The organism is Lysinibacillus sp. NPDC056185 (genome assembly GCF_047737915.1).
Lineage (GTDB): Bacteria > Bacillota > Bacilli > Bacillales_A > Planococcaceae > Lysinibacillus.
Window position 1 is genome coordinate 1 of record NZ_JBLLLQ010000059.1, and the last position, 11701, is coordinate 11701.

Consider the following 11701-nt stretch of genomic DNA (forward strand, 5'->3'; position numbering starts at 1 on the left):
CTGGTATTAACACAGTACTAGAACTTGCGAATAAGTCAGAAGACGATATGATGAAAGTTCGTAACCTTGGACGTAAGTCACTTGAAGAGGTAAAAGCGAAGTTAGAAGAGCTTGGTTTAGGGTTACGCAAAGAAGACTAAGCGATTTAAACAAAACTTACAAGATCAGATATTTTTTTATAAAGGAGGGAAACATCCATGGGTTACAGAAAACTTGGTCGTACAAGTTCTCAACGTAAAGCGATGTTACGTGACTTAGCTACTGATTTAATCATCAACGAGCGTATCGAAACTACTGAGGCTCGCGCTAAAGAAGTACGTAAAGCTGTTGAAAAAATGATTACTTTAGGTAAACGCGGTGATTTACATGCACGCCGTCAAGCTGCTGCATTCATCCGTCGTGAACTAGTAACAACTACTGATGCAGAAGGTAACGAAACAACTTCATTTGCACTTCAAAAGTTATTTGATGATGTTGCACCACGTTATGCAGAGCGTCAAGGTGGTTACACTCGTATTCTTAAAGTAGGTCCTCGTCGTGGTGACGGTGCACCTGTTGTAGTGATTGAATTAGTTTAATCATAAGAGAAGACAAGTGGTGAAGAGGGTGGAATCACCACCCTCTTTCTTTTATAAACGATTTATACGACAAATAATTAAGCTGAGCGTTATGATGAGCGGACACTGTTGTGTGGCGTCTCGTTTAGCTCTCCGCACCTCATTCAAATGGAACAAGGGCTTGAGCACCCGTGTTTCTTGAAAATGTAACGACTAGCGCATTTCTATCGAATGAGGTGCGCGCTTTTTTATTTTTTAGGGAAGTATGATAGCGCCAATTTAGTGGTGCTTTTTTTTATAGGCTGATTTATAGAATGGCAGTCACTGGAATGTTTGGGGTGCATCACTCCAATATTTGAATATCTTATAAATTATATTTAGTCCTATTTGTTTTAAAAAAATATACGAAAAGTGATTTTAGCACTTTTCTTTTATCGACATAATGATTGTAGTAGAATTCATACATAAAAAAGTGTAAGTTAGTTAGTAGAGCTGAGCATGTAGAGAGGAGTTCTAGAAATGCCAGAAATTTTATCATTAAATAATGTGACATTTTCATATACACCAGAAGAAAATGAAAGCCGCAATGCGGTTGAAAATGTAAGTTTTGCGGTTCAGGAAGGGGAATGGATTGCCATCGTTGGCCATAACGGTTCTGGTAAATCCACCATTGCAAAGCTTATGAATGGTTTGTTATACCCACAGCAGGGCGATGTACGTATATTACGTGAACCATTAAGTGAAGAAAACCTATGGGAAAGCCGTTCACAGATAGGCATGGTTTTCCAAAATCCAGACAATCAATTTGTTGGAGCGACAGTGCAGGATGATGTTGCTTTTGCTCTTGAAAATAACGGAGTACCTTTTGAAGAGATGGTAGACCGTGTACATGCAGCACTTGAGCAAGTAAAAATGAGCGATTTTTTAGACCATGAGCCACACCACTTATCTGGTGGTCAAAAGCAACGTGTTGCCATTGCAGGCGCACTTGCAATGAAACCAAAGCTCCTTATTTTAGATGAAGCTACTTCTATGTTAGATCCACAGGGGCGTGCTGAGGTATTACACACTGTGCAAACTTTACGTGCTGAAACAGGGTTAACGGTAATATCTATTACGCATGATTTAGAGGAGGCTATGCTTGCAGATCGTGTTCTCTTTATGAATGATGGAAAGAAATTTGCTGAGGGTACACCTGGTGAAATTTTTGCACTTGGGGACAAGCTAGTTGAGTTTGGACTAGACTTACCATTTGCCATGAAGTTATCAAAGTTATTGCAAAAGGAAGGTGTTCCATTAATGGGACAACATATGACAGAAGAAGAGTTGGTGAATGATTTATGGACATCAAACTTCAACAAGTAAGCTATGCCTATTCACAGGGTACACCTTTTGAAAAACGTGCATTATTCGATGTAGATTTTGAAATCCCTTCACATACGTATCAGGCAATTATCGGACATACGGGTTCTGGTAAATCGACAATTCTTCAGCATTTTAATGCACTTCTAAGACCAACCTCTGGGGAAGTACATATTGGAGAACGCATTGTTGTAGCTGGAAAAAAGGCGAAGGATTTAAAGGCTGTACGTCAAAAGGTTGGTATTGTGTTTCAATTCCCGGAGCATCAGCTGTTTGAAGAAACCGTATTAAAGGATATTATGTTTGGCCCTATGAACTTTGGTGTATCAGAGCAAGAGGCAGAAGCACGAGCAAAAGAACTTATAGGCTTAGTTGGCTTACCAGAGAACGTACTTGAAAAATCACCTTTTGATTTATCAGGGGGACAAATGCGCAGGGTAGCAATTGCTGGCGTTTTAGCGATGGAACCTGAAGTTATTGTTTTAGATGAACCAACTGCAGGGCTTGATCCACGCGGTCAGAAAGAGATTATGGATATGTTTTATAAGCTTCACAAGGAACGCGGCCTAACGACGATTCTTGTAACGCACAGTATGGAGGACGCAGCTCGTTATGCAGACAATATTGTCATTATGCATGAAGGGAAAAATGTACTAAGTGGCACGCCACAAGAAATTTTCAAAGATGTAGAGACATTAAAAAATTTCCGCTTAGAACCACCTCGTATCGTACGCTTTCAACAAAAAATCGAAACAATGATAAACAAATCCTTCTCAAAGATCTGCTTAACCGAAGAAGAGCTAGCAACTGAAATTGCCCGGTTACTAAGAGAGGAGCGTGGACAGTCATGATGGAGAAAATGATATTTGGTCGTTTCCTTCCCGGAAATTCTCCAGTTCATAAGCTCGATCCACGATCAAAGCTTATATTTGTGTTTGCATTCATTATTATTGTTTTTTTAGCAAACAACACAGTGACATATGCCTTGCTATTAGCTTTTACCTTACTCATTGTGCTAATATCAAATATTCGTCTGTATTTTTTAATTAATGGTCTAAAGCCAGTAATTTTTTTAATGGTATTTACCTTCTTAATTCATATTTTTATGACGAAAGAAGGTGCCCTAATATTTGAGTGGAAGTTTATTACCATTTACGAAGAAGGTATTCGACAAGGGGTCTTTATTTCGATACGTTTCCTAGTGCTAGTGTTTATGACATCTATCTTAACGCTTACAACATCACCAATTTCCATTACGGATGGCATTGAAGTGCTGCTAAATCCATTAAAAGCGGTGAAAGTGCCAGTACATGAGTTAGCTTTGATGATGTCTATTTCATTGCGCTTTATTCCAACATTAATGGATGAGACAGATAAAATTATGAAAGCACAAATGGCACGTGGTTCGGATTTATCTTCTGGACCAATAAAGGATCGTATTAAAGCGGTTGTGCCATTACTAGTACCTCTCTTTGTAAGTGCTTTTAAACGAGCCGAAGATTTAGCAACAGCTATGGAAGTAAGAGGCTACCGTGGAGGCGAAGGGCGTACGAGATATCGAAAGCTAAAATGGGATATGAGTGATACATTTTCACTTGTGTTATTAGTAGCGATGGCCGTTTTACTATTCTTCTATAGAAGTTAAAAGGAGTAAGCTTTATGCGACGATTAAAAGCAATTATAAGTTATGATGGAACGCAATTTTCTGGGTATCAAGTACAGCCTGGAGAACGCACAGTACAGGCTGAGATTGAGCGTGTTTTAGCCATTATGCATAAAGGGGAAAAGATAAAGGTAACAGCTAGTGGACGTACAGATGCAAGGGTGCATGCAACAGGCCAAACATTGCATTTTGATTCACCACTCGCGATTCCAGTAGATAAATACATGAAGGCGTTAAATGTTCAACTGCCAAGAGATATTCGGGTAATGTCGATAGAAGAAGCAGCTGCTGATTTTCATGCGCGCTACAGTGTAACAGGAAAGCGGTACCGATATATATGGTCATGTGAGCCTGTACAGAGTCCATTCCGCAGACAATACACTGTAGAGACAAATGGTGTGAAACCGAATGTTGAGGCAATGCAGGAGGCAGCAAAGGCTATTATCGGTACACATGACTTTACGTGCTTTTGTGCAGCCAATACAAGTGTCAAAGATAAGGTCCGTACAGTGACTACACTACAATTTGAATGGTACGGTGAAGAGCTTCATATGGTGATCGAAGGAAATGGCTTCTTATATAATATGGTACGTATCATTGCAGGCACACTTTGGGAAGTTGGTATAGGACGTCGTGACATTGAGAACGTGGAGTTAGTCGTTAAATCTATGAATCGCGATAAGGCGGGCAAGACTGCACCTCCACAAGGTCTGTATCTTGAGAAAGTCTTTTATTAAAAAGGTTTATCACCATAACGTGTGGTTGATTTCCGTTCCGACTGGGCGCTTTGCCGCTGACGCTTCGCTTTCGCGCAGATAAAACATTGTTGCTGACGCTTCGCTTTCGCACAGAGCAAAGCTTCCTGGGGGCGTCCGATGAGCCGCTTCACTCGCGTTGCTCGCTCCAGGGTCTCATCTGTGACGCTAATCCCCAAGGAGTCGCCCAGCCTCCACTCCAATCAACTTATATAAATTGAATACGTTTTAACAAATGTCATCCCCAGCTTTTGATGACAAGTTATGAAGGAGAACAGTTGGCGAATGTTATAGAATTCTTGATGGGGAATTTTTTGTATATTTAACAAAATGAAGGCTCTCAAATGCCCTAATTTAAACAATCAAGGAATCTGAACAACTTCTCCAGGTGTTTATTGAAATTGCTTGACTTTAAAAGTCATTCATTATATGATAACAGATGGTATTTTCATTACCACCACAAATAAGCCCCGAAAACTTATAGTGTAGTTTAATGAAAAATAACGGTAATCGAATCGATTAGGAGGATATATACATGCGTACAACATTCATGGCTAAAGGTCACGAAGTAGACCGTAAATGGCTAGTAGTTGATGCAGAAGGCCAAACTCTTGGACGTTTAGCTTCTGAAGTAGCTGCTATCTTACGTGGTAAACATAAACCAACATTCACACCAAACGTTGACACAGGTGATCACGTAATCATCATCAACGCTGACAAAATCCATTTAACTGGTAACAAATTAGAGGGTAAACTTTACCGTCACCATACTCAATTTGCGGGTGGTTTAAAAACTCGTACTGCTGGTGAAATGCTAGATAAGTACCCAACAAGAATGATCGAATTAGCAGTTAAAGGAATGCTTCCTAAAAACTCTTTAGGTCGCAAAATGTTCACTAAACTTAACGTTTACACTGGAACAGAGCATCCACATGCTGCACAAAAACCAGAAGCTTACGAGCTTCGCGGATAATATAAATTAAGAGGAGGATATTACTTTGGCACAAGTTCAATACATCGGCACTGGTCGCCGTAAAAGCTCTGTAGCTCGCGTACGTTTAGTACCAGGTACAGGTAAAATTGTTATCAACAAACGTGAAATTGAAGAATACGTACCATTCGCTGCATTACGTGAAGTAATTAAACAACCATTAGTAGCAACTGAAACTACAGGAAGCTACGATATCCACGTAAACGTTAACGGTGGTGGATACACTGGTCAAGCTGGTGCTGTACGTCACGGTATCGCTCGTGCTCTACTTCAAGTAGACCCAGATTTCCGTGCTGCATTAAAATCTGCTGGATTACTTACTCGTGATTCACGCATGAAAGAACGTAAAAAACCAGGTCTACGCGGCGCTCGTCGTGCACCTCAGTTCTCAAAACGTTAATATCGTTGTTATATCAACGTTTACAAGCCCTTTCTCGAATTTTCGAGAAGGGTTTTTTTATTTGGCAAATGCTTTGATACTTCAAATTCAAGTGTTTCAAAATATCCTACTGCACTGTTGTTGTATAAATAGCAAATGCGATGTGTATTTTATATAGAAATGGCTGATACTATTTTCAGGTTGTTTATTCTGAAAATGGAGGTCAATATATGAAAAGGCTATTAATATTATCAATTGCGGCAATGGCGCTTCTTGGCGCATGTGGGAATAAAACTGACGTGAAAAAAACTGAAGAAGTAAGAACAGGAAATAATGCAAATCAAAGACAGGTAGAAATAACAGACGGTCAAGCAAAGGCTAAAATTCTGAGTAGTTCAGATTGGCAAGCCTCAAAAGTTTACGATAAAAATAATAAAGACTTAACAGCAGAAAATTCAAATTTAATGGGCCTTGCGAAATATGACGCTGATTCAGGACGCTATGAATTCTTCGATCCAAATACAGCTGGAAGTATCGACGATAAAGGGATTTTCTTTTTTACGAATGATGGAAAGCATAGAATATTGATCTCAGAAACGAAAAATTACCAAGAAATTGTGGATATTACTAAGCTAACAAATAAAATGTTTACTTATAAACGAATGGGGAAAGATGCAAGTGGTAGTGATGTAGAGGTATTCGTTGATCATGTCCCTTATAAGGAAAGACACTTAACATTTACTGCACCAGATAAAAAATTAAATAATTCTACAGGCCCTATTGTTCAGGACGTAGATGGAGATAAAATTTTAGCTGGTACGCTTTGGCAAGGAACAGTTGTATTAGATGTAAACAAAAATGATGTAACACAATATAATACAAATTTTATTAGCATTGCGAAATATGATGCTAATACGAATAAATATGAATTTTTCTATCCTGAAACAGGTAAAAGTCGTGGAGACTATGGATACTTTAATGTGATCGATGGAAATAAATTAAGAGCTCATGTTTCAATTGGTGACAATAAATATGGGGCTGTGCTCGAAATTACTGAGCTAAATAATAAGAAATTCACATATATCCGAACTGGTAAAGATAAAGACGGTAAGGATACAACAGTATTTGTTGAGCATGAACCTTATGCAGGTAAGTTTAAACCAGAATTTACACTAAAATAAAAATTAACGGCATTAATCCATGTATTATTAATGGATTAATGCCGTTTTAGTATTACTAAAAAAGTATCTTCCATTACAAGCTCAAACTCTCAATTTTAATACTTGAGAGTTTTTTTTACTTTCTGGCATAGTTCAATCACTAACTTCGTACACTATCTGTAAAAGGGTGGTGGATATGGGTGAAGCGCTGGCTTGCACTAGGAGTAATTATGCTAATGAGTATAGTGGTCGTGGCATATGAAACGAATGCTTCGAACCGTAACTTCTTCTTACCGGACCCACTTGGTGGCATAAAAATTGTCATTGATGCGGGACACGGAGGTCAGGATGGAGGTGCTTCAAAGGGCGAAGTAATTGAAAAGGATATTACACTTGCAATTGCGCAGCATGTGGAGAAGCAATTAAAGAAAAAAGGCGCAACAGTCGTAATGACACGAACAAAAGATGGCGATGTTATCGATGAGCACGCGTCATCAGAAAAGTATGGAACATTGAGAGAACGAAAAAAGCAGGACATCTTTTTAAGAAAAGACATAGTAGAAAATGAAAAACCGGATCTTTTTATTACAATTCATGCAAATGCCATTCCTGAAACAAAATGGCGTGGAGCACAGGTGTTTTATCATAAAGAAGGACATGCTGAAAGTGAATTATTAGCAAAGAGCATTCAAGATTCCATTCGCACTAATTTGAAAAATACAGACCGAGAAGCAATGTCTATACAACAAATATATTTACTGAAAAAAGCTGAGGTACCTGCTGCACTAGTAGAAACAGGATTTATAAGTAATGATGAGGAACGTGCACTATTAACCGATAAGAAATACCAAGAAAAAATGGGAGATGCTATTGTTGAAGGTATAGAAGAGTATTTATTAGCAAAAATTGAATAGAGCAACTACACAACGTAAATCAAGTCATTATGATATACTAACATTGAGATAATATAAGGGGAGTGTTCGTCGTGATAACTGAACAACAAGTACGAGAAATATTAGGACAACTACAAGATCCATTTTTACATAAATCATTTGCAGAAACAGGCGGTATTACAAATGTAGCAATAAAAGAAGAGAAGAATCACGTTAGTGTAAAAATTGCGATTGCTAAAACAAATACACCTGAACAATTACAGCTACAAATGAAAATTGTTGAAGCTTTGAAAGAAGCTGGTGCAAATACAGTTGGTATTCGTTTCGAAGAGCTGTCAGCAGAAAAACTACAGGACTTCCGTGGCGTAGCAACTGAGGCTGAGGCACAAGATATTTTATCTCCACTTAGCACAGTACAAGTTATTTCAATTGCCTCTGGTAAAGGCGGTGTAGGGAAATCTACAGTATCAGTTAACTTAGCTGTTGCATTAGCTCGTCTAGGTAAAAAGGTTGGCTTAATTGATGCTGATATTTATGGCTTCAGTGTGCCTGATATGATGGGTGTTACAGATATGCCTAAAGTGGTAGATAATCGAATTTTCCCTGTTGATCGTTTAGGTGTGAAAATGATTTCAATGGGCTTCTTTGTTGAAAATAACGCACCGATTGTATGGCGTGGACCGATGTTAGGTAAAGTGTTAGATCAGTTCTTCCGTGATGTAGAATGGGGTGAACTAGACTATCTACTATTGGATTTACCACCAGGTACAGGTGACGTTGCATTAGATATTCACCAAATGCTTCCTTCTTCAAAAGAAATTGTTGTAACAACACCGCATCCAACTGCAGCGTTCGTTGCAGCTCGTGCAGGTGCAATGGCTTTACAAACAGATCATGAAATTTTAGGTGTTATTGAAAACATGGCATGGTATGAATCGAAATCAGGTGACCGTGAATTCGTATTCGGTCAAGGTGGAGGTCCTAAGTTAGCAGAAGAACTACGTACAGAGCTACTTGGTCAAATTCCTCTTGGTCAGCCTGACTGGTCAGAGGAAGATTTTGCGCCTTCTGTTTATGCTGAAAAACATACAACAGGACAAATATATTTAGATATCGCGACGAACATCATTAATAAATTAAATAAATAAATGAAAACGGATTTCCTCGAACAATGGAGGAAATCCGTTTTTGCATATATGAATGGTTACTCAGAGCCCTTTTGCTCATTACCTTCACCACCGCCAGCTTCTTTTTTTCCGCCGCTAGCTTTACCTGCCTCGCCACCACTTTTCCTAATAAGCTCCTGCCATTTTGTCTGCATAAGCGGACTTTCAATCGTTTCCTTGACGATTTCCTCTGTTTGTTTTCTCATATTGGAGGATTTTAGAATAGTCTCTAACTGCTTTTGCATATCTGGCTGGCCAAAGAAAGCTTCCATATCTTTTTGGAAAGAGGGGTCTTTTATTAATTCCTTCATAATATCCTGTTGTTGTTTTTGCATACTTTTAGCTACAGTTTCCTTGAATTTTGGATCTTCGAATGTTTTCTTCCAAAAGTCTTCTGCTTCTTTGGAAAGCAAGGTAGCTTCGGTAGCTTTCTTGACTTCATCATGCTCCAACACCAATAATTCACGGAAGCTTGGTTCCTCTAAAAGCTTTCGCAACGCCTTTTTACCATCCTCGGTTTGTAAAGAGTCAATCATTATTTTTTTTATTTCATCATAGGACATGGTAGTGGCTTTATCTTGTGAACAGGCAGAAAGAAAAAGCATTAGGATTAGTAGTAAGAAGAATTTTCGCATCAATCATCAGTCCTTTCTATAAATAGACTCTTTCAATTATTGTTCACATTTATGATGACTTTATGTATTGGTTACGATGAGAAATAGCTTTTTTAACAATGCATTGTTAAAATAAGTACAGATTATATTGAGAAATTGGGGGACTTTTAGTTGTGACGATACGAAATTGGGCAAAGTTTTTCTTCTTTGCAATGCTCGTTGGTGGCGCAGTCAACGGAATTTGCAGTTTATTTATTCGATGGGACTTCTTTCAACCATACATAACAAACGGTCACTGGGGTGAATTTTTAGCCGGACTTTTATGGATGGTTTTCTTAGGATTTACAATGAGTGTTATTGCACAAGCGGGCTTTTTTGCTTATTTAACGCTCCATCAAGTGGGAGTAAATATTTTTAGAACACTTACATTATGGAATTGGGTACAGCTATTATTAATTGCTTTTACTATTTTTGATATTATATTCTTCCGCTTTATACCAGGTGTAAAAGATGGACAAAGCTGGTTATTCTATGTTGGTTTGTTAATTGTATTAATAGTAGGTGCTATAGCAACAGCTATTCAAAAAGTAAAATTAACAGGGAAAAAACATGTGTTCATTTCGGCTTTATTTTTTATGATTGTCGTTACAACACTGGAATGGACAATTGCATTAATGGGTCGCGATGAAAATATTAACGAGTATGTTGCACTTTTACTATTCCCATTACTCGCTGTAAATGCTTATCAATTATTAGTATTACCAAAATATAATGCAAAATCCGAAGTAGATCGTCAAAAATTAGAAGCACGCCGCAAAGCACGTCGTGAACAAGCTAAAAACGCATAAAAAAAGTTGCCTCTATTAGTTGAGGCAACTTCTTTTTTATCCCGCATTAACGGGCAGTAATTACCGAAAGTGAAACGTCAGGTACAAGACTCCTGTCGCAAAATTTAGCGAAAGTAAAGAGATAGGTGGGAGATCAACTGCCCGTAAAAGTCCGATTGGTGAAGACTAATAATCAGTGGGGATGAAGAAAATCCCCACTGATTAAAGTTTCACTTTATGGTGATTTTTTAGTTTGAATTTTATAGCCGAATATATTTTCCTCAATCGACATAAATTTATTTTGTTGTAGAAATGTATTCAGCTCTTTAAACGAGATTTTATTATTTTGGTGTAAAGACATAAAAACAAAATCTCCCTTTTGTAATTTAGGTGTCTTTTCACCTTTCCAGATTAGAGAGGGAGAAAGTATATTCATCTGCTGTTGAAATAAGTTATTTTGTAAATCCTGCGAATACTGGTGATTTTGTGTTGCAAACCAAAGTGGTGTTTCTTGAAAATGCTTTTCGTAAATTTTAATATCTTTCTGAACGACGGCAAGATCAATTGGCTTATCCACTGAATCCTCAGGCCCTAATAATCCTGTAGGTAGTTTTCGCTCTTGAATGATTTTTAGGTGCTCAGGTGAACGTTCAATCCATGCAGCATCTAACAATAGAAGCGGATAAGGTTCTTTTACAGTTTTAAGCCAGTCCACCAGGTTGTCATCAGAGAAAGAAATTTCGACAATAAGTGATGTACCATAATGCCCTTTTGTTACAACTGCTGGAGCATCTGCAATGTTGAATACAGAAATCATAGTAGAATTTATCGGCTTTATAAAGATAAACAGTATTAAGATTAAAAACAGTGAAATCAACGTTTTACGAACCATCATAACGACCTCGTTTCTATATTTTTAACTTCTTTCAGCAAATGTTTTCGTAGCGAAAGTGAAACGTCAGCTACAAATGTTTTCGTAGCGAAAGTGAAACGTCAGCTACAAATGTCTTTTGTAGCGAAAGCAAAGCGTCAGCTACAGAAGTAAATGCCTCCGGCGGCTGTCACGGAATCGGAAAGGAGTTCTTTGAGCAAAGTAAAAAGCCGATTCCGGACGCAATGCCGAGGCATAATTGATACGGAAAAATAAAGTTCTTAAAAAAACTTATGATTTAATGTTGACTTTCATGAATAATCGATGTTATTATGTATAAGTCGCCAAGAGGTGACGCAGTAATTGAAAAAATGAACCTTGAAAACTGAACAAGCAAAACGTAATCAATAAAGTTTTTAGTAGCTAACCTTGAGTTAGTGAACGAAACAAAATTTTGGACATC

General features: G+C 38.0%; 14 protein-coding genes. 12 read left to right on the forward strand and 2 right to left on the reverse strand.

What is annotated here, in order from left to right; genetic code table 11:
* From ACMZ42_RS26440 to ACMZ42_RS26490, 11 genes are all read left to right on the forward strand, one after another.
* Nucleotides 1–140: DNA-directed RNA polymerase subunit alpha C-terminal domain-containing protein (locus tag ACMZ42_RS26440; protein ID WP_415733345.1), on the forward strand; the 140-nt coding region annotated here is incomplete at its 5' end.
* 57 nt (nucleotides 141–197) lie between these two features.
* Nucleotides 198–578 (forward strand): 50S ribosomal protein L17, encoded by a 381-nt coding sequence (rplQ, locus tag ACMZ42_RS26445; protein ID WP_012296051.1) that lies wholly within the window; start codon nucleotides 198–200, stop codon nucleotides 576–578.
* 498 nt (nucleotides 579–1076) lie between these two features.
* Nucleotides 1077–1922 carry an energy-coupling factor ABC transporter ATP-binding protein gene (locus ACMZ42_RS26450; RefSeq protein ID WP_415733342.1) on the forward strand — a complete coding sequence of 282 codons (846 nt, stop codon included), beginning with the start codon at nucleotides 1077–1079 and terminating at the stop codon, nucleotides 1920–1922.
* On the forward strand, nucleotides 1898–2770 hold the full coding sequence (locus ACMZ42_RS26455) for an energy-coupling factor ABC transporter ATP-binding protein (protein ID WP_402870013.1): 873 nt from the start codon (nucleotides 1898–1900) through the stop codon (nucleotides 2768–2770). Before ACMZ42_RS26450 ends, ACMZ42_RS26455 begins: the two co-directional genes overlap by 25 nt.
* Entirely contained in the window at nucleotides 2767–3564 is a 798-nt protein-coding gene (locus ACMZ42_RS26460; protein ID WP_402870015.1) for an energy-coupling factor transporter transmembrane component T family protein, read from the forward strand. Before ACMZ42_RS26455 ends, ACMZ42_RS26460 begins: the two co-directional genes overlap by 4 nt.
* A gap of 14 nt (nucleotides 3565–3578) precedes the next feature.
* Complete coding sequence (truA, locus tag ACMZ42_RS26465) at nucleotides 3579–4319, forward strand: tRNA pseudouridine(38-40) synthase TruA (protein WP_370077705.1); 741 nt, start codon at nucleotides 3579–3581, stop codon at nucleotides 4317–4319.
* 553 nt (nucleotides 4320–4872) lie between these two features.
* Complete coding sequence (gene rplM / locus ACMZ42_RS26470; RefSeq protein WP_004233742.1) at nucleotides 4873–5310, forward strand: 50S ribosomal protein L13; 438 nt, start codon at nucleotides 4873–4875, stop codon at nucleotides 5308–5310.
* A gap of 25 nt (nucleotides 5311–5335) precedes the next feature.
* Nucleotides 5336–5728 (forward strand): 30S ribosomal protein S9, encoded by a 393-nt coding sequence (rpsI, locus tag ACMZ42_RS26475; protein ID WP_004233744.1) that lies wholly within the window; start codon nucleotides 5336–5338, stop codon nucleotides 5726–5728.
* A gap of 209 nt (nucleotides 5729–5937) precedes the next feature.
* Nucleotides 5938–6888, forward strand: coding sequence for a DUF4822 domain-containing protein (locus ACMZ42_RS26480; protein ID WP_415733343.1), 951 nt, complete (start codon nucleotides 5938–5940; stop codon nucleotides 6886–6888).
* Between the two features lie 179 nt (nucleotides 6889–7067).
* Nucleotides 7068–7781: an N-acetylmuramoyl-L-alanine amidase gene (locus ACMZ42_RS26485; protein ID WP_370077700.1), complete on the forward strand. Its 714-nt coding sequence runs from the start codon at nucleotides 7068–7070 to the stop codon at nucleotides 7779–7781.
* Between the two features lie 71 nt (nucleotides 7782–7852).
* A complete protein-coding gene (locus ACMZ42_RS26490) occupies nucleotides 7853–8908 on the forward strand; it encodes a P-loop NTPase (RefSeq protein ID WP_415733344.1) in 1056 nt (351 codons plus the stop codon).
* A gap of 56 nt (nucleotides 8909–8964) precedes the next feature.
* Here ACMZ42_RS26490 and gerD read toward each other — a convergent pair whose 3' ends face one another.
* Nucleotides 8965–9561 (reverse strand): spore germination lipoprotein GerD, encoded by a 597-nt coding sequence (gerD, locus tag ACMZ42_RS26495; RefSeq protein ID WP_370077696.1) that lies wholly within the window; start codon nucleotides 9559–9561, stop codon nucleotides 8965–8967.
* Nucleotides 9562–9713: 152 nt separating this feature from the next.
* Here gerD and ACMZ42_RS26500 point away from each other — a divergent pair, with 152 nt between their 5' ends.
* Complete coding sequence (locus tag ACMZ42_RS26500; RefSeq protein WP_370077694.1) at nucleotides 9714–10388, forward strand: KinB-signaling pathway activation protein; 675 nt, start codon at nucleotides 9714–9716, stop codon at nucleotides 10386–10388.
* A 214-nt stretch (nucleotides 10389–10602) separates the two neighbouring features.
* Here the strand turns inward: ACMZ42_RS26500 and ACMZ42_RS26505 are convergent, their stop codons facing one another.
* A complete protein-coding gene (locus ACMZ42_RS26505; protein WP_370077692.1) occupies nucleotides 10603–11262 on the reverse strand; it encodes a hypothetical protein in 660 nt (219 codons plus the stop codon).
* Nucleotides 11263–11701: the final 439 nt, after the last annotated feature.

What these genes read in the sequence shown, in the direction of transcription:
- truA (WP_370077705.1), top strand. Translation starts at nt 3,579, where the DNA reads ATGCGACGATTAAAAGCAATTATAAGTTATGATGGAACGCAATTTTCT.
- ACMZ42_RS26480 (WP_415733343.1), top strand. Translation starts at nt 5,938, where the DNA reads ATGAAAAGGCTATTAATATTATCAATTGCGGCAATGGCGCTTCTTGGC.
- ACMZ42_RS26455 (WP_402870013.1), top strand. Translation starts at nt 1,898, where the DNA reads ATGGACATCAAACTTCAACAAGTAAGCTATGCCTATTCACAGGGTACA.
- ACMZ42_RS26450 (WP_415733342.1), top strand. Translation starts at nt 1,077, where the DNA reads ATGCCAGAAATTTTATCATTAAATAATGTGACATTTTCATATACACCA.
- ACMZ42_RS26460 (WP_402870015.1), top strand. Translation starts at nt 2,767, where the DNA reads ATGATGGAGAAAATGATATTTGGTCGTTTCCTTCCCGGAAATTCTCCA.
- rplM (WP_004233742.1), top strand. Translation starts at nt 4,873, where the DNA reads ATGCGTACAACATTCATGGCTAAAGGTCACGAAGTAGACCGTAAATGG.
- gerD (WP_370077696.1), bottom strand. Translation starts at nt 9,561, where the DNA reads ATGCGAAAATTCTTCTTACTACTAATCCTAATGCTTTTTCTTTCTGCC.
- rplQ (WP_012296051.1), top strand. Translation starts at nt 198, where the DNA reads ATGGGTTACAGAAAACTTGGTCGTACAAGTTCTCAACGTAAAGCGATG.
- ACMZ42_RS26505 (WP_370077692.1), bottom strand. Translation starts at nt 11,262, where the DNA reads ATGATGGTTCGTAAAACGTTGATTTCACTGTTTTTAATCTTAATACTG.